At 71.0% G+C, this 16,694-nt stretch carries 16 protein-coding genes and 1 pseudogene; 9 read left to right on the plus strand and 8 right to left on the minus strand.

Annotated elements, in window-relative coordinates; all coding sequences use genetic code 11:
• Positions 1-13: 13 nt before the first annotated feature.
• Entirely contained in the window at positions 14-613 is a 600-nt protein-coding gene (locus AB0C27_RS41265; protein ID WP_357856435.1) for a hypothetical protein, read from the minus strand.
• 322 nt (positions 614-935) lie between these two features.
• Here AB0C27_RS41265 and AB0C27_RS41270 point away from each other — a divergent pair, with 322 nt between their 5' ends.
• Both AB0C27_RS41270 and tsaA read left to right on the plus strand, forming a co-directional pair.
• Positions 936-2,861: an ABC transporter ATP-binding protein/permease gene (locus AB0C27_RS41270; RefSeq protein ID WP_357856438.1), complete on the plus strand. Its 1,926-nt coding sequence runs from the start codon at positions 936-938 to the stop codon at positions 2,859-2,861.
• Positions 2,862-2,911: 50 nt separating this feature from the next.
• Entirely contained in the window at positions 2,912-3,313 is a 402-nt protein-coding gene (tsaA, locus tag AB0C27_RS41275) for a tRNA (N6-threonylcarbamoyladenosine(37)-N6)-methyltransferase TrmO (protein WP_357856441.1), read from the plus strand.
• A 116-nt stretch (positions 3,314-3,429) separates the two neighbouring features.
• Here tsaA and AB0C27_RS41280 read toward each other — a convergent pair whose 3' ends face one another.
• Together AB0C27_RS41280 and AB0C27_RS41285 are read right to left on the minus strand one after the other, a co-directional pair.
• Positions 3,430-3,903, minus strand: coding sequence for an SRPBCC domain-containing protein (locus tag AB0C27_RS41280; protein WP_357856444.1), 474 nt, complete (start codon positions 3,901-3,903; stop codon positions 3,430-3,432).
• Positions 3,900-4,238 (minus strand): metalloregulator ArsR/SmtB family transcription factor, encoded by a 339-nt coding sequence (locus AB0C27_RS41285; protein WP_357856447.1) that lies wholly within the window; start codon positions 4,236-4,238, stop codon positions 3,900-3,902. The genes AB0C27_RS41280 and AB0C27_RS41285 overlap by 4 nt, the downstream gene beginning before the upstream one ends.
• A gap of 132 nt (positions 4,239-4,370) precedes the next feature.
• On the opposite strand from AB0C27_RS41285, the gene AB0C27_RS41290 reads away from it, so the two are divergent.
• Positions 4,371-5,258: an NAD(P)-binding domain-containing protein gene (locus AB0C27_RS41290; protein ID WP_357856450.1), complete on the plus strand. Its 888-nt coding sequence runs from the start codon at positions 4,371-4,373 to the stop codon at positions 5,256-5,258.
• Here AB0C27_RS41290 and AB0C27_RS41295 read toward each other — a convergent pair.
• The 3 genes from AB0C27_RS41295 to AB0C27_RS41305 all read right to left on the minus strand — a co-directional run bounded on the left by AB0C27_RS41295 (position 5,225) and on the right by AB0C27_RS41305 (position 7,478).
• The gene (locus tag AB0C27_RS41295; protein WP_357856452.1) at positions 5,225-5,965 is read right to left on the minus strand and encodes an ABC transporter permease; all 741 of its coding nucleotides are present in this window, start codon (positions 5,963-5,965) and stop codon (positions 5,225-5,227) included. The genes AB0C27_RS41290 and AB0C27_RS41295 overlap by 34 nt on opposite strands.
• A 136-nt stretch (positions 5,966-6,101) precedes the next feature.
• Positions 6,102-6,983 carry an ABC transporter ATP-binding protein gene (locus AB0C27_RS41300; RefSeq protein ID WP_357856455.1) on the minus strand — a complete coding sequence of 294 codons (882 nt, stop codon included), beginning with the start codon at positions 6,981-6,983 and terminating at the stop codon, positions 6,102-6,104.
• Positions 6,984-7,034: 51 nt separating this feature from the next.
• Positions 7,035-7,478: a DUF6069 family protein gene (locus tag AB0C27_RS41305; RefSeq protein ID WP_357856458.1), complete on the minus strand. Its 444-nt coding sequence runs from the start codon at positions 7,476-7,478 to the stop codon at positions 7,035-7,037.
• Positions 7,479-7,608: 130 nt separating this feature from the next.
• Between AB0C27_RS41305 and AB0C27_RS41310 the strand changes: the two genes are divergently transcribed.
• Together AB0C27_RS41310 and AB0C27_RS41315 are read left to right on the plus strand one after the other, a co-directional pair.
• Complete coding sequence (locus AB0C27_RS41310; protein ID WP_357856461.1) at positions 7,609-8,739, plus strand: histidine kinase; 1,131 nt, start codon at positions 7,609-7,611, stop codon at positions 8,737-8,739.
• The gene (locus AB0C27_RS41315) at positions 8,727-9,380 is read left to right on the plus strand and encodes a response regulator transcription factor (RefSeq protein WP_346114238.1); all 654 of its coding nucleotides are present in this window, start codon (positions 8,727-8,729) and stop codon (positions 9,378-9,380) included. Before AB0C27_RS41310 ends, AB0C27_RS41315 begins: the two co-directional genes overlap by 13 nt.
• A gap of 246 nt (positions 9,381-9,626) precedes the next feature.
• Here AB0C27_RS41315 and AB0C27_RS41320 read toward each other — a convergent pair whose 3' ends face one another.
• Complete coding sequence (locus tag AB0C27_RS41320) at positions 9,627-10,988, minus strand: serine hydrolase domain-containing protein (protein ID WP_357856465.1); 1,362 nt, start codon at positions 10,986-10,988, stop codon at positions 9,627-9,629.
• A gap of 266 nt (positions 10,989-11,254) precedes the next feature.
• On the opposite strand from AB0C27_RS41320, the pseudogene AB0C27_RS41325 reads away from it, so the two are divergent.
• Positions 11,255-11,536, plus strand: a pseudogene (locus AB0C27_RS41325) (TspO/MBR family protein); the annotation flags it as partial.
• Positions 11,537-11,666: 130 nt separating this feature from the next.
• On the opposite strand, the gene AB0C27_RS41330 reads toward AB0C27_RS41325, so the two are convergent.
• On the minus strand, positions 11,667-13,478 hold the full coding sequence (locus tag AB0C27_RS41330; RefSeq protein ID WP_357856468.1) for a sugar-binding domain-containing protein: 1,812 nt from the start codon (positions 13,476-13,478) through the stop codon (positions 11,667-11,669).
• Positions 13,479-13,622: 144 nt separating this feature from the next.
• Here AB0C27_RS41330 and AB0C27_RS41335 point away from each other — a divergent pair, with 144 nt between their 5' ends.
• From AB0C27_RS41335 to AB0C27_RS41345, 3 genes are read left to right on the plus strand one after another with little or no spacing between them, the layout of a single operon-like run.
• Positions 13,623-14,936 (plus strand): extracellular solute-binding protein, encoded by a 1,314-nt coding sequence (locus tag AB0C27_RS41335; protein ID WP_357856471.1) that lies wholly within the window; start codon positions 13,623-13,625, stop codon positions 14,934-14,936.
• Complete coding sequence (locus AB0C27_RS41340; RefSeq protein WP_357856474.1) at positions 14,933-15,862, plus strand: sugar ABC transporter permease; 930 nt, start codon at positions 14,933-14,935, stop codon at positions 15,860-15,862. The genes AB0C27_RS41335 and AB0C27_RS41340 overlap by 4 nt, the downstream gene beginning before the upstream one ends.
• Positions 15,859-16,689 (plus strand): carbohydrate ABC transporter permease, encoded by an 831-nt coding sequence (locus AB0C27_RS41345; RefSeq protein WP_357856477.1) that lies wholly within the window; start codon positions 15,859-15,861, stop codon positions 16,687-16,689. Before AB0C27_RS41340 ends, AB0C27_RS41345 begins: the two co-directional genes overlap by 4 nt.
• Positions 16,690-16,694 lie beyond the last annotated feature (5 nt).

The following is a 16,694-nucleotide window of genomic DNA, read 5'->3' on the forward strand; positions in this document are numbered from 1 at the left end:
GAGTGGCGGGCCATCAGCCGATCCCGTACCGGCCGGCCAGCCAGGTGTAGGCCTGCTGGGCGGCGTGCTCGTCGCCGAACAGGCCGATCAGCCGGCGGGCCCGGCGGGTGAGCACGCAGGCGAAGGCCTCGGCGAAGAGCTCGGCGGCGTCCTCGCGGTACGGCGGCGGCAGGTGGCGGGCGCGTACGGCGTGCAGCCTGGCCCAGGTGTCGCCCCGCGACGGCATGCCGTCCAGGTGGTCGGTGGCGTGCCCGAGCTCGTGGCCGGCCACGCTGACGGAGGGGGAGGGCGTGCTGCCCACGCCGATGCGGCGCCGGTGCGGGTCGTAGACGCCGGCGCTGCGCTCCCAGCCGCCCTGCTGGACCGGCAGGGGCACCCCGCGTAGCGCCTCGAACCCGGGCAGGTCCGGCACGGCGCCGGGCCCGACGACGATCCCGCCGTCGAGGTGGGCGGCCAGGCGGGTGCCCAGCGGGCGCGGCACCGCGCTGAACGTCATGATCGCCAGCAGCACGGCGGCCGGAGGGAAGGTGCCGGGGAACCAGGCGCGGGTGAGGCGGTGTTCGAGCGCGCCGACGTGCAACCAGCCCGGCCGTCCTCTGCTCTGGCTGGCCACACCCGTCTCCCTGATGAGTCGCTGGGACGGCGGCCGGACCGGCTCCGTCCGCCGCCCGGTCGCACGACGTAAATCTACAAAGTAAAGGCGCTCGATTTCTACGGTTTGCCCTTTTTCGCCCCTCAAAAGACCACCCATTTCGTCGACGACACCGGATGATCATCTCAATCCGCGAGAGCGGTCGCGACGCGAAAGCGGCCGGCGGGGGCGCCGCGAGCCCCCGCCGGCCGCGTGCGCTGAGTGATGCCGGGGCTGGGCGACACCTGCGGTGAGTTGAGCATTCCGCTGTGCTCGTCACTCTCCGTGCATATACGTTTCCCCAATGGAGTTGTTCACCCCGACGCTGGACTGGAGTTCCGAGGTCTGGGCATCGCTGGTGTGGATCGCCACGGCGTGGGTGATCGCGGCGGTGTGCACCTTGGGGGTCCTGGCGCTGGTCGGGTTCTTCACGGAGTGGGGCAGGCAGTTCTGGCGCATCACCGGCGACTACTTCACCGGGCGCGGGAGTGTCAGGGCCTGGCTCTGGCTGTCGGCCCTGCTGCTGTCGGTGATCGCCGGTGTCCGGCTGGACGTGCTGTTCAGTTATCAGGGCAATGACATGTTGTCCAGCCTTCAGGTGGCGGTGCAGGGCATGGCCGTGAACGAGCCGGCGGTGCGGGCGTCCGGTGAGGGCGGGTTCTGGACCTCGCTGGCGGTCTTCTGTGTGCTGGCGGCGATACACATCGCCCGGTTGTTGCTGGATCTGTTCCTGTTGCAGCGGTTCGTGCTGGCGTGGCGGGTGTGGCTGACCGACAGGCTGACGGGGGATTGGCTGAAGGGCCGGGCGTATTACCGGTCGCGGTTCATCGACGACACGATCGACAACCCGGATCAGCGGATCCAGTCCGACATCGATGTGGTGACCGGCGGCTTCGGGCCGTTGCCGAATCTGCCGAGCAATGGGGGGACGGGCAACACGCTGTTGTTCGGGGGGATTTCGGCGGTGGCGTCGATGGTGTCGTTCACGGCGATTCTGTGGAGTCTGTCGGGGACGTTGTCGATCTTCGGTTTGGATATTCCGCGGGCGATGTTCTGGATCGGTCTGGTCTATGTGGTCATCGCGACGGTGGTGGCGTTCTGGATCGGGCGGCCGATCATCTGGCTGGCGTTCCGTAACGAGAAGACCAACGCGGCGTTCCGGTATGCGCTGGTGCGGTTGCGGGATGCGGCGGAGGCGGTGGCGTTCTATCGGGGTGAGGTGGCCGAGCGGTCGGGGTTGCGGCGGTTGTTCGCGCCGGTGGTGCGGAATTACAAGCGGTATCTGAACCGGACGATCGGGTTCAACGGCTGGAATTACGCGATCAGTCAGAGCATCGTGCCGTTGCCGTATGTGTTGCAGGCGCCGCGGTTGTTCGCGGGGGAGTTGCGGCTGGGTGATCTGACGCAGTCGGCGTCGGCGTTCAATGCGATTCAGAACGGGTTGTCGTTCTTCCGTAATGCTTACGACGCGTTCGCGGGGTATCGGGCGGCGATCATCCGGTTGCACGGGTTGGTGGTGGCGAATGAGGAGGCGCGGGCGTTGCCGGTGGTGACGACGTTGCCGTGTGTCGATGGGGCGGTGGCGTTGAAGGATGTGGAGGTGCGCACGCCTGATGGGCGGCAGTTGATCAAGCCGTTGGATCTGCGGTTGGAGGTGGGGGACACGTTGGTGGTGACGGGGCCGTCGGGGAGTGGGAAGACGACGTTGTTGCGGAGTCTGGCGGAGTTGTGGCCGTTCACGAGCGGTACGTTGACGCGGCCGTGCGGGCCGGAGGAGACGATGTTCCTGTCGCAGTTGCCGTATGTGCCGCTGGGCGATCTGCGTGCGGTGGTCTCTTATCCGGGTGGTGAGGGTGCGTTCGGTGACGAGGTGCTGCGTGGTGTGCTGGACCGGGTGTCGCTGCCGCATCTGGTGGATCGGCTGGACGAGGTGCAGGACTGGGCGAAGGTGTTGTCGCCGGGGGAGCAGCAGCGGGTCGCGTTCGCGCGGATTCTGCTGACGCGGCCGAAGGTGGTGTTCATGGACGAGTCGACGTCGGCGTTGGACGAGGGGTTGGAGTTCGAGCTGTATCGGCTGGTGCGGACGGAGTTGCCGGAGACGATCGTGGTGAGTGTGAGTCATCGTTCGACGGTGGAGCGGCATCACACGCATGAGCTGCAGTTGCTCGGCCGGGGTGAGTGGCGTTTCGGCGCGTTGGGGGACGGTGCGCAGGAGCCCGCTCCGGCGTGACGGCCCTTGGGGCCCTGGCGTGTCGGGCCGTTGTCCGGTACGGGTGGTGCATGACGTTCGAGATTCGTCCCGTCGCGGTCGTGGAGTCGTCGCTGACGGATCCGGGGGGTGCTCCGAAGCAGGGGGTGGAGGGTGCGCCGGATGCCTGGTTGCGGTTCGATCCGGCGGTGGCCGAGGGGATCGGTGATCTGGCGGCGGGCGACGAGGTATTCGTGCTGACGTGGCTGCATCTCGCCGATCGGTCCGTGCTCGCGGTGCATCCGCGTGATGACGTGCGTAATCCGTTGACGGGGGTGTTCAGCACGCGTTCGGCCGATCGGCCGAATCCGGTCGGGTTGCATCGGGTGCGGGTGCTGGCGGTCGAGGGGTTGCGGGTGCGGGTGGCCGATCTGGAGGCGGTGGACGGTACGCCGGTCGTGGATGTGAAGCCGGTGCTGGACGCGGCGCGGTGAGCGGGGGCGCCGGCTGGTCGGGGGTTATGAGGGTTTCTGGTCGATGAAGGCGGTGATCTTCGGCCGGTCGCGGGCGAAGGCTTCGTAGGTGCGCCGTCCGAGCAGCAGGGCGATCTTCATCGTGTGGTGGCCTCGGTGAGTGCGGCCAGTTGGGCGGTGACGGTGCCCCAGCCGTCGGCGAAGCCGAGTTTGTCGTGGTGGGCGCGTGATTCGGGGTCGCCGTGGCGGACGAGGACGCGGTAGTCGGTGCCGTCGGGGTGGTCGGCGAAGGTGATGGTGGCGGTCATGGCGACGGGGGCCGGGTGGGCGGGGCGCCAGTCGCTGGTGATGGCGTTGGTGAAGACGATGCGTTCGAGATCGTCCACGGCGAGGAAGCAGGCGTCGAGGTGGGGGGCGAAGTCCGCGCCGCCTTCGCTCATGCGGGTCACGAACGCGCCTCCCGGTCGCGGGTCGAGGCGGTCGACCCGGCAGGCCAGCGGGGCGGGGATCCACCACCGTTCCAGGCGGGCGGGGTCGGTCCAGGCGTTCCAGACGGTGGTGCGGGGGGCGCGGATGACGCGCTCCACGGTGAGGTCGAGGTCGGGGTTCACGGGGTGTTCTCCTGTGGGTCGGTGACGAATCGTTCGAGGCGGTCGGTGTGGTCCTCCCAGAGGCGGCGCTGCTCTTCGAGCCAGTCGCCGAGGAGGGTGAGGCGTTCGCGGTTGAGCACGCAGGTGCGGACCCGGCCGGACTTCGTGGTGTGGATGAGTCCGTTGGCTTCGAGGGTTCGTACGTGCTTCATGAACGAGGGGAGGGTCATGGGGAATTCGCGGGCGAGGTCGCCGACGCTGGTGGGGCCGTGGCCGAGGCGGCGGACGACGGCGCGGCGGGTGGGGTCGGCGAGGGCGACGAAGACGCCGTCCAGCTGCGCCGAATGGTGTGCCATGCGGCTAAGTGTTGCGGATGGGTGATGGTTAGCGCAAGGGCTAAGTTTTGGCTGGGGTGCGGTGCGGGGCTGAGCCGGTGAGCTGCGGTGCTGCCTGATGGCGGGTGCGGGCGTTTGCGTAGGGTGGGCGGCGTGAGCGAGACAGTGAGCGTGCGGCGTGTCGGCATCATCGGGGTCGGGGAGATCGGCCGGGCCATCGTGACGGGCCTGTGCGAGGGGGCCGGTGAGCCGCTCGAGGTGTTCCTGTCGCCCCGTGGCGCCCGTACGGCCGCCGAGTTGTCCGCTCGTGATGACAACGTGCGGGTGTGTGCCGGTAACCAGGAGGTGGTGGACCGGTCCGAGCTGGTGATCATCGCTGTGCGTCCTCGTGACCGGCACGAGGCGCTGGCGGGACTGCGCGTGGACGACGACACGATCGTGGTGAACCTGATGGCCGGGGTCGGTGACGACGAGCTGCGCCGGATCCTGGGCACCGGTGCTCCGCTGGTGCGGGCCATCCCGTTGCCCGCCGTTCGTGAGCGCGACTCCGTCACGGTGACGTGCCCGGCCCATCCTGCGGTGGAGGCCCTCTTCGCGCGCCTGGGCGGGACGCTGCCGGTCGGGGACGAGGCGGCGTTCAACGTGTTCTCCGCCCTGACGGGGACGCTGACCACCCATTTCGGATATCTGGCCGCGCTCACGTCGTGGGCCGTCGGTCACGGCGTTCCGGCCGAGGTGGCCTCGCGTTATGTGCGCGGCCTGTTCCAGGGCGTCGGGCGTGCGCTGGGTGATGAGAGCCGGTCGCTGCAGCAGCTGGCCGCCGACCATGAGACGCCGAACGGGAGCAACGAACGCGTGCGCACCACCTGGTTCTCCCCGGCCAACAACGCGGCTCTGGACCGCGTGCTCGACGACCTCCTCGCCGACCTCGCCCGGCCCGCGCCCCAGCCTGGGGACGAGCCCGAGGACAGGCCCGGTCATGCGGCGGACGGTGAGGCGGCGGACGGTCAGGAGAAGCGGCGGCCCTCGTCGCGGCGGTAGGCCCAGGCGGCGGCGGCCGCCATGGCGACGGTCCAGCCGGCCAGCATGACCAGCGAGATCGCGCTCGGCCGGGCGTCGGCGACGGCCCACCAGATCAGCTCGGCCGCGCCCCTGGTCGGCACGTACGAGGACACGTCCTGCACGAACTGCGGCAGCACCTGGGGCGGGAGCAGCAGCCCGCCGAGGATGGCCATCGGGAAGAACAGCAGCTGCGACACCGCCATGGCCGCCTTGGAAGCGAGCCTGAAGCCGACGAACAGCCCCATCAGCATGAACGGCACGACCCCGGCGATCAGCGCGCCGAGCCCCAGCAGCAGCCGGGCCGGGGTGATCGCGGCCTCCGTGAACAGCGTCGCCACCACGAGCACGGGGATCGTCGAGAAGAGCATGACGGCGAGCGTGGACAGGATCCGCCCGGCGAACCGCGGGAGCGGGCCGGCGGGCAGGGTGCGCAGGTACGGGTTCCAGGGCAGCTCGCGCTCCTGCGAGACCGAGGTGCCGAGCCCGATGAGCGCGGCCGACATGGCGCCGAAGAACATCAGCGAGCCCGTCGCCGTCGTGGCGGCCACCGGGTCCTGGCCCGCGAACGGCACCACGAACGCCAGCATCGAGATGGCCGGGAAGAACGCGCTGGCCAGGATGGCGATCGGCACCCTGATCTGCTCGATCAGCAGGTAGCGGGTGTGGGCGAGGACCAGGCTGGACATCGAGGTCTCCTTCGGGGCGGGGGCTGGGGGCGCGCTCTTCGCCGAGGTGGGGGATGGGCGAGCGGGCGCGCTCTTCTGCGAGGTCGGGGCCGGGCGTGCGGGCGCGTTCTTCTCCGGGGTGAGGCCGGGGACCGGGTCAGGCATGCGCGGGTGTCTTCGAGGTGAGGGCGAGGAGGGCTTCCTCCAGGGTGGCGGGCCTGATCTCCAGGCCGGAGAACGGCGCCCCGCTGCGTACCAGCTCCACGACCAGCCGGTCGGGATCGTTGACGACCAGGTCGAACCGGTCGCCCGAGCGTTCCGTGGCGAGCACGCCGGGCAGCTCGGGCAGGTGGCCGGCGACGAGGGAGACGCGGCGGGTGCCGACCAGGCCGCGTACGGCGCCGACGGTGTCGTCGGCCAGGAGGCGGCCGGAGCCGACGACCACGACCCGCTCGGCCAGCGCCTCGATCTCCTCCAGGTAGTGGCTGGTGAGCAGCACGGTGCCGCCCTCCGCGTGGAAGGACCTGATGCCGTCCCACAGCGCCCGCCGCGCCTCGACGTCCAGGCCGGTGGTCGGCTCGTCGAGGAACACCAGCTTCGGCCGGCCGGCGAACGCCAGCGCCACGGCCAGCCGCCGTCGCTGCCCGCCGGACAGCCCGCCGACCTGCCGCCTGGCCAGGTCGTCCAGGCCGAACCTGGCCAGCAGCTCCGTCGTTCCGACCGGGTCGGGGAAGTGCGCGGAGACGAAGCGGGTGATCTCGCCGACGCGCAGCGACTCGGGCAGCCCGGTCTCCTGGGGCGTGACGCCGATGCCGCGCCGCATGACCGGGTTCAGCGGCGAGCCGCCGAACAGCTCGACCGTGCCCGACGTAGGCCGGCGCAACCCGGCGAACAGGTTGATCAGAGTGGACTTGCCGGCGCCGTTGGGGCCAAGCAGGCCGACCAGTTCGCCCGCCCGGATGTCGAGTGAGACGTGGTCGAGCGCGAGCACGTCGCCGTAGCGGCGGGTGACGTCGGTCGTTCGGGCGAGGACTGTCATGTCAGCTCTCCTGTGGGGGTGGCGTGGGTGAAGGGCGCGTGCGGGGGGCGTTCAGCGCCGGGTCAGGCCCAGGACGACGACGGAGCCGACGACCAGGTGCATCAGGAGCAGCACCAGCGTCGCGGCGGTGCCGGTGGCGCTGCCGAGGGGGCCGGTCAGGGACAGGGCGAGCACGGCCAGGGCGGTGATCGTCCAGATCCGGCGGGCCTTGGCGGTGAAGCGTTCGAGCACGGCGAGCAGCGCCCAGCCGGCCAGCCCGGCCGCCAGGCTCGCGAGCACGACCATCACCGGCCCGACCGGCTGCGGGCCGGCGCCCATCCGCGCGCTCAGGTCGGTTCCGGCCACCGGGACCGCCAGGGCCCAGACGGCGAGAGCGGCCGCGGCGGCACCGATCACGGTGAGCAGCCGCTCCACACGGGACCGAGCGGGGGACTGGGCGCGCGACTGGGTGGGGGACTGGGCGGCGGTCGGCTGGGAGTTCGGGGTGGTGTTCATGCCGCCAAGCCTCGCCCGCCGGCCTGCCCGGCACATCGGGCGCACGGTCGCGCCGTGTCCTTCCCGGGTGGGGTACGCCTCCGACTTTGGTAGGTGATGGGCCCGCCGTACCGGCGGTTAGCCTGGGCCGATGAGCCAGAGCCGACGCCCGCACCCCTTCGCCGTGGCAGGCGTGATCCTCGCCATGGGCGCGCTGACCGCCCTGGCGCTGTGGGGGCAGGCGGGCCGGTCCAGCTGGGGGCTGGACGTGGCGCTCGCGGTGGTGAGCCTGGCCGCGGCACTCGCCCAGCTGTGGTGGCCGGTCCACGGCGCGCTGGTCGCCACGGTGCTGGCCACGCTGTCCCCGGTGGCCACCCCCGCGGCGACCATGGGGGCGCTGCAGGTGTCGCTGCGCAGGCGGTTTCCCGTCGCGGCCGCGGTGACCGCCGCGGGCATGGCGGCTCATGTGGTGCAGGGGTGGTGGCGGCCCAACTCCGGCATCTCGCTGTCATGGTGGCTGCTGCTCATCTGCGCCTCCTACGGCGCGCTGCTCGGCTGGGGCTCGTGGGCCCGCTCCCGCCGCGCCCTGCTCATCTCTTTGCGCGAACGGGCCCGCCGCGCCGAGGCCGAGCAGGGCAGGCGGGTGGCCGAGGCGCGCATGGCCGAACGGCGGCGGCTGGCCAGGGACATGCACGACGTACTGGCTCACCGGCTGTCCCTGGTGGCCACCCACGCGGGGGCGCTGGAATACCGTCCCGACTCCTCACCCGACCGGCTCGCCGCCGCCGCGGGCGTGGTCCGCGCGGGCGTGCACCAGGCGCTGGAGGAGCTGCGCCAGGTGATCGGCCTGCTCCGCGAGCAGGACGACGAGTCCGACGAGCTCGCGCCCCGGCCGGGCCTGGCCGACCTGCCCGACCTCGTCGCCGACGCCCGCCAGGCGGGCCAGCCGGTACGACTGGACGAGCGGGCCGGCGACACCGCCGCCCTGCCGCCGGCCGTGTCCATGACCGCCTACCGGGTCGTCCAGGAAGGGCTGACGAACGCCCGCAAACACGCCCCCGGCGAGCCGGTCGAGGTGACGCTGAGCGGCGCGCCCGGCGACACCCTGCAGATCGACGTGCGCAACCCGGCGCCCCCGGCGGACGCCGCCCCGCTCGTGCCCGGCAGCGGACTCGGCCTGGTCGGGCTCACCGAACGGGTCCGGCTGGCCGGCGGGCAGCTCGACCACCAGGAGACCGGGGGTGAGTTCCTGCTGCGGGCCCGGCTACCATGGCCCGGGTGATCCGCGTGCTTCTGGTCGACGACGACGCCCTGGTCCGTGCCGGGCTGTCCATGATGCTCGACGGCTCCGGCGGCATCAGCGTGGTCGCCGAGGCGGCCGACGGCCAGGAGGCCATCACCGCCACCGACGCCCACGCGCCCGACGTCGTCCTGATGGACCTGCGCATGCCCCGCGTCGACGGCATCACCGCGACCCGCCGGCTGCGCGCCCGTGCCCGGCCGCCCGAGGTGATCGTGCTGACCACGTTCGACACCGACGAGAACGTGCTGCACGCGCTCCGCGCCGGCGCCGCCGGGTTCCTGCTCAAGGACACCTCGCCGGCGCAGATCGTGGAGGCGGTCACCCGGGTCGCCGCGGGCGATCCGATCCTGTCGCCGCGCATCACCCGGCGGCTGATGGAGCGCACCGTCGCCCAGGCCGGCGCCTACGAGCGCGCCCGCGCCGCCCTGGCGGCCCTCACGCCGCGCGAGCACGAGGTGGCCCTGGCCATCGCCCAGGGCAGGACGAACGCCGACATCGCCGCCGACCTCACCATGGGCGTCACGACCGTGAAGGCCCACGTGTCCAGCATCCTGACCAAGCTCGCCCTGGACAACCGCACCCAGATCGCCCTCCTGGCCCACGACGCCGGCCTCACCTGACCCCGACGCCTCAGCCCTCCGCCCCACGCCTCAACCCCTGGGCCATCCCTCATCGGGGTCAGCCCCCGCCCGATCCTTCACCCCTCGTCCGGCAGGCCAGCTCCCGCCCGGTGCTCCGTCCGGCGAGTCGGCCGCGCCCCGCCCGACGTCCGGCAGGTCAGCCCCCGCCCGGTGCTCCGTCCGGCGAGTCGGCCCGCCCTCCGGAGGGCCAGCTCCCGCCCTGCCCTTCGGCCCTCGCCCGGAGGGTCAGCCTCCGCCTCCTCCTTCGCCCGGGTTGGACGGGTGGCCGGTGATGGCCTCGTCCTGGCGCTGGAGGATCTCCAGGAAGTCCGGCAACTCGTCGTAGTTGCTGAGGACGACGCCGGTCCAGCCGGAGTCCAGGTAGACGGTCCAGCTCGTGGAGATGCCGCCGCTGCCGCCGCCGCGGTTGAACTCCCACTGGCCGCCGCTGATGCGGATCGGGCCGGCGTACGAGGCGAAGGACGGGCTGCCGAGCCGGTCGCCGGGGCCGGGGCGCTTGGCCCCGGTGTAGAGGTCGGCATAGGGCGGCTCCAGCACCGTGCCGCCGCTCAGCGCGTGGGCGAACCTGGCCAGGTCCGGCGCGGTGGCGAAGACGTTGCCGACGAAGGCGCGGCCCGGGTTCTCGCCCGGCCCCTGCCGGCTCATGCTGTCCTTGTCCAGGTTGCGGACGCCGTCCACCCGGCCGCCGTCCGGCTGGCGCATGTAGGGGTGGGCGATGCGCTCGTCGGCGAGCCACTGCGTCCTGGTGTAGTACGCCGAGCCGCGCATGCCGGCGCGGGCGAAGACGTGCTCGTGCATGTAGTCCCAGTACGTCGTGCCGGTGACGGCCTCCACGATCTGCGCGGTGACGGCGGAGGCGGCGCCGCCGCCGGCGGTGTGGCCGTTGGCGGCGTCGTTCGAGCCGGGGGCCGCCCTCAGCGTCGCCTGCCCGGCCCACTGCCGGTGGTACTCGCGCACCTCTTCCCGGCTGGTGAAGACCCGGTGCACGTCCGGTGCCGGCGCGTCGATCCCGGACATGCCGGTGAGCAGGTGGTGGATGCTCACCTGCGCGGCGAGGTCGGCGGCCAGGCCGTTCAGGTGGGTGCCCACCGTGTCGGAGAGTTTCACCTGGCCCCGCTGCACCAGTTGCAGGACGGCCACGGGCAGGAACGGCCCGCCCGCCGAGGAGAGGTTGAACGCGACGTTCTCGTGATTGCGGATCCCCTTCTCCTTGTCGGCCATGCCGTGGGCGCGCGACAGGACCGTCCGGCCCCGGTACGACAGCAGCACGACGCCGGAGAACCTGTCCTGGGCGGCCAGTTCCGCCACGAACCGGTCGTAGGCGCCGCCGGGGAGGGTGTCCGGCGGGAGCCGGTCCTGCCAGGACGCCCCTGCCGCTGATGCCCCTGCCGCTGATGCCTCGGCCGCTGACGCCTCGGCCGCGGTGGCGGGGGCGCTGCCGAGCACGACGCCCGCCAGCGGCCCGCCGGCCGCCACCGCACCGGCGGCCAGCCCGCCCCATCCGAGCAGCCGCCGCCGCCCGACCTTTCGCACGGAATCGGTGTCCATTCCGCCTGCGTGGTCCTGGTCCCTGTCGTGCCCGGTCATCGCGCTCCCTGGGCGAGGCGGGAGGCGGGTGTTCGGAGAAGGGCGCGTTGATCGCGCGCGCTGTTGGTCATGGCTGCGATGTTTCAGGGCGAATGTCACCGGCTCGTACGCATGACGCGACCGTTCGTCGACGGACCGCTGCTCCTGGCTGGGTCGACGGGCCTCCGCTCCCGCCCGCGCCGACGGACCTCCGCTCCGTGCCGGAACGCCGCGACCAGCGGTGTCGGCTGGAGCGTCGCGACGAGCGGTGCCGCAGCCGTCCCGGGATGCGGGCGCGCGGGTTGGGCGACGGCCGTCTGGGGTGCGGGCGCGCGGGTAGGGGCATCGGCCATGAAAAAGACACGTGCCACCACCCTGCTCGCCACCGCCCTGGCCACCGCGGCCACCGCCGCCGCCTGGCCACCACGTCGGGTTCCGCCTGGTACCGGCGGCTCAGCAAACCCTCCTGGCAGCCGCCCGCCCGCGCGTTCCCGCTGGTGTGGACGCCCCTGTACGGGCTGATCGCCTACGGTGGGGCCAGAGCGCTGTCACGCGCGGACGAGGAAGACCGGGCCGCGCTCGGCCGGGCGCTGGCGGTGAACCTGGCAACGTGCGACCGGCCCGCAACAGACTCGGTGCCCGGCCGAGCGCCCGGCCGAGCGCCCGGCCGGACGAGCGGCCGGGCGGGAGGTCGCGGGGTCAGCCGGAGGTGCGTTCCGAGGCGGCCTGGCGGAGCTGGACGGCGCGGACCCGTTCGATGTCGAGCTTGGTCGTCCGGTCGAAGCGGTAGATGCCGTTCTCCTCCTGGAACACGTCGGTCAGCTGGGTGTAGCAGTAGCCGAACATGCCCGGATCGTCCAGCAGTGCGTCGGTCAGGCCGGCGAAGCGGGCGTGGAACTCCTCTTCGCTGCGCACGCGCTGGCCGTACCCCCAGGAGCTGACCCGGGCGGCGTCCTGCGTGGTGCCGGCGAGCTCGGGGTTCCACCAGATGCCACCGTACTCGCTGACGAAGTACGGCTGGCCGCGGTAGGGGACGGAGATGTCCTGCCCGGATTCGTCGTTGACGTACGGTTCGTCCTTGGCCAGGCCGCTGAGCTGGCCGGCGAACTCGGCGGGTTCCTGCTCGTAGTTGTGGGAGTCGTAGATGTCGGTCTCGGGGACGCGGTGGCTGTAGCCGGAGGCGTCGATGACCGGGCGGGTGGGGTCGGTGAGCTTGGTGGCCAGGAACATGCCGCGGGTGACGTCGTCGAGCTGGGTGAGGTGGTCGTGGATGGGCTGGCGGGTCTCGTTGAGCGGGCACCAGCCGATGATCGACGGGTGGGAGACGTCGCGTTCGAGGACCTCCAGCCACTGGGTGATGAAGGAGGCGGAGGGCTGCTGCTCGCGGCCGTCGTGGGCGCCCCAGTCGCCGAACTCGCCCCACACCAGGTAGCCCAGCCGGTCGGCGTGGTAGAGGAAGCGCTCTTCGAACACCTTCTGGTGCAGGCGGGCGCCGTTGAAGCCGGCTTGCACCGACAGTTCGATGTCGCGCAGCAGCGCGGCGTCGGTGGGGGCGGTCATGAGGCCGTCGGGGTAGTAGCCCTGGTCCAGGACGAGCCGCTGGAAGACGGGGCGGCCGTTGATGAGCACGCGCTTGCCGTCGATGGCGATCGAGCGCAGCCCGGCGTAGCTGTCCACGGTGTCGGTGACGGCGCCGGAGGCGTCGAGCAGTTCGATCGTGACGTCGTAGAGGAAGCCGTCGCCCGGCTCCCACAGGCGTACCCGGTCGGCCGGCAGCTCGACGCGCAGTGAGGGGGCGAGGTCGACGTCGGCGCGGGTGGTGGCGGTGGCGACGGTTCCGGCGCCGTCGGAGACGGTGACGCGGACCGTGTCGCCGGGGCGGTTGCCGGACAGCGGGGTGACGACGGTGAAGGAGGAGGTGGCGACGTCAGGGGTGATGCGCGGGCGGCGCAGGTGCACGTCGGGGACCGGCTCCAGCCAGACCGTCTGCCAGATGCCGGTGGTGCGGGTGTAGAGGCACTCGTAGTTGTGGTACCTGGCCGACTGCTTGCCGCGCGCCTGCGGGCCGCGCCGGGAGTCGCGGGCGCGGACCACGATCGTGGCCTGCTCGCCGGGCCGGGCCGCGGCCGACAGGTCGGCGGTGAAGGGGGAGAAGCCGCCGCGGTGGCGGGCCACCTCGACGCCGTTCACCCAGACCGTCGCGTCGTGGTCCACGGCGCCGAAGTGCAGCAGCGTCCTGCGGCCCGTCCACGCGGCCGGGATCGTCACGGTACGGCGGTACCACACCGCCTCCATGAAGTCGGTGTGCCCGAGCCCGGACAGGTCGGACTCCGGCGCGAAGGGCACGGTGATGGTGCCGGCGAGCTCGCGTTCGCGCAGTCCGCGCTCCAGGCCGGAGTCCGAGGCGTCGATCTCGAACTGCCAGGGGCCGTTGAGGGTGAGCCAGTCGGGGCGGACCATCTGCGGGCGGGGATATTCCGGGCGTGGCACGTCAAGGGGAACGGTGCTCATCAGACAACCTAACAATTCGCAAGTTTCGGGAGAAGTCAAGTCCTTTTGCTACGTAGCAGAGTGTGCCACACTCCCTCCAACCGGAGCCAACATCCGGCTACCCACCGCTGTGCGGGCCGCCGGATCCTCTGCAAGGAACCACTAATGAGCAAGTCGCCCAATATCCGGCTCTCCCGCCGTAGGGTGCTGCAAGCCGCAGGCCTCTCGGCGCTGCTGGCCGGTTGCGGCACGGGGCCCGCGAGCCGAAGTTCGCAGGAGATCACGTTCTGGCATCTGCTCACCGGCGGTGACGGCGAGCGCATGAACGCGATCGTGAACAAAGCCGACGCGGAACTGCCGGACGCGCATATCAAGCAGATCGTCCTGTCCTGGGGCGCCCCCTACTACACCAAGCTCGCCATGTCCGCCGCCGGCGGCCGGGCGCCCGACCTGGGCATCGCGCACATGTCGCGCCTGGCCGGATACGCGCCCGGCGGCCTGCTGGACCCCTGGGACCTGAACCGGCTGGCCCGCTACGGCATCACGGAGCAGTCGTTCACCGCCCCGGCCTGGAAGAGCTCCATGGTCGACGGCAAGACCTTCGCCCTGGCCCTGGATTCGCACACGTTCGTGGCGTTCTTCAACACCGAGCTGGCCGGCAAGGCCGGGGTGCTCGAATCCGGCGACAAGCTGCCGGAGATCAAGACCCTGGAGGACATGAAGAACCTCGGCCGGGAGTTCAAGAAGGTCACCGGCAAGCCGTACGGGCTGTCCTACGGCTTCCTCGGCGACGGCGCCCAGGTGTGGCGGCTGTTCTGGACCTTGTACACCCAGCACGGCGCCACCTTCGACCTGACCGGCGACAAGTTCGTCTACGACGCCGAAGCGTTCGGCGCGTCGGTCGAGGCGATGCGCAGCCTGGTCGACGGCGACGTGGCCTCCAAGAGCGCCGACTACGCCACCGCCAGCTCCACCTTCCTCAACGGGGACTCCGGACTGGTCTTCTCCGGCGTCTGGGAGCTGCCGCAGTACCAGGACGCCAAGGTGCCGCTGGGCGCCATGCCCATCCCGAACATGTTCGGCACCGGCGTCAACGCCAACTGGGGCGACTCGCACACCTTCGTGCTGCCGCACCAGGACAACCCGGACGAGCACCGGCGCGAGCTGGCCTACCAGGCGGTGGCCGCCATCCTGAAGAACTCGCTGCCCTGGGGCGGCGCCGGGCACACCCCCGCCTACCAGCCCGTCGTCAACAGCCCGGAGTTCAAGGCGCTGCGGCCGAACAGGGACTACGCGGTCACCGCGACGTACCTGCACTACGACCCGCCGTCCTCCTTCACCGGGGCGGCCTCCAGCTTCATGACCCAGTTCGGCAGCATCGTGCAGAACGTGCTGATCGGCCAGACGTCGGTCAAGGACGCCGTCGCCGCTTTCGCCGAGAGAGTCAGCGTCCTCATGTCCAAGGCGGTGCAGCGATGACGTCGGCCACCCTCAGCAAACCGGGCGCCGTGGGCAAGACCGCCGCGACCCGCGCGAAGACGACCAGGAGCCGGGGCGGCCTGCTGTACGTGCTGCCGTTCTTCGTGGCCTTCGCCCTCTTCCTGCTGTGGCCCCTGGTGTACGGCCTGTGGATGAGCTTCACCGACCGCGACCTCGCCGCCGGCGCCTCGCCGCGGGTGGTCGGGTTCGCCAACTACGCCGAGGCCCTCACCGACCCGATGGTGTGGACCACGTTCGGCAACACCGTGCTGTTCACCGTGATGACCACGATCCCGCTGGTCGTGCTGGCCCTGGCGGCGGCGCTGCTGGTCAACATGGGGCTGCCGGGGCAGTGGGTGTGGCGGATGGCGTTCTTCCTGCCGTACCTGCTGGCCTCGACCGTGGTCAGCCTCTTCTGGGAGTGGATCTACAACCCCGAGCTCGGCCTGATCAACGCGGTGCTCGGCGTGTTCGGCATCGAGGGGCAGTCCTGGCTGCAGGACCCCGACTTCGCCATGGCGGCCATCGCGGTGGCCACCACCTGGTGGACGCTCGGCTTCAACTTCCTGCTCTATCTGGCCGCGCTGCAGAACATCCCCGCCACGGTCTACGAGGCCGCCTCGATCGACGGGGCGGGCAAGTGGCGGCAGCTGTTCTCCGTCACGCTGCCGCTGCTGCGCAACATCACCATGCTCATCCTCGTGCTGCAGGTGCTGGCCTCGCTGAAGGTGTTCGACCAGATCTACCAGATGACGGCCGGCGGCCCCGACAACTCCACCCGCTCGATCCTGATGTACGTCTACGACACCGGCTTCACCGGTTACCGGCTCGGCTACGCCTCGGCGATCTCGTACGTCTTCTTCGCCATCATCCTGATTCTGTCGCTGCTGCAGCTGCGGTTCGCCCGGAGGTCCGACCAGTCATGAGAACCAGCTTCGCCGGGCGTGCCGTGGCCCTCGCGGTATTGGCCCTGTTCAGCCTGCTGATGCTGGCGCCGTTCCTGTGGGCGGTGAACACCTCGTTCAAGACCGAGGCGGACGCTGGCGCGAGCCCCGTGACGATCCTGCCCAAGACCGGCTACACCTGGGACATCTACGCGAACCTGTTCCGGCTGGGCAGCATCCCCACCTGGATGGTCAACAGCGTCCTCGTGGCCGCCGCGGTCACGATCATCACGCTGGTGATCTCCACGCTGGCGGGGTACGCGTTCTCGCGGCTGGACTTCACCGGCCGCAAGGTGCTCCTGGGCCTCACCGTCGCCTCGATCATGGTCCCCGGGACGATCTTCATCGTGCCGCTGTTCGACGAGATGCTCGCCTTCAACATGGTCGACACCTACTGGGGGATCATCCTGCCGCAGGTGGTCGCGCCGGTGATGGTGTTCATCCTCAAGCGGTTCTTCGACAGCATCCCGCGCGAGCTGGAGGAGGCCGCGCGGGTGGACGGGGCGGGGTCGCTGCGCATCTTCCTGCGGATCGTGCTGCCGCTGTCGCGGCCGATCATCGCGGCGGTGGCGATCTTCACGTTCGTGGGCGCGTGGAACAACTTCCTGTGGCCGTTCATCGTGACGAACGATCCCGACCTGATGACGCTGCCGGTCGGGCTGGAGACGGTCTCCACCGGCTTCGGCGTCGTCTTCGCCGAGAACATGGCCAAGTCGGTGCTGGCCGCGCTGCCGCTGATCGTGGTGTTCCTGTTCTTCCAGCGCCAGATCATCAAGGGCATCGCGACGACCGGCCTCGGCGGCCAGTAGCGGCG

The organism is Nonomuraea sp. NPDC048882 (assembly GCF_040649755.1).
In the GTDB taxonomy this organism is placed as follows: Bacteria; Actinomycetota; Actinomycetes; order Streptosporangiales; family Streptosporangiaceae; genus Nonomuraea; species Nonomuraea maheshkhaliensis.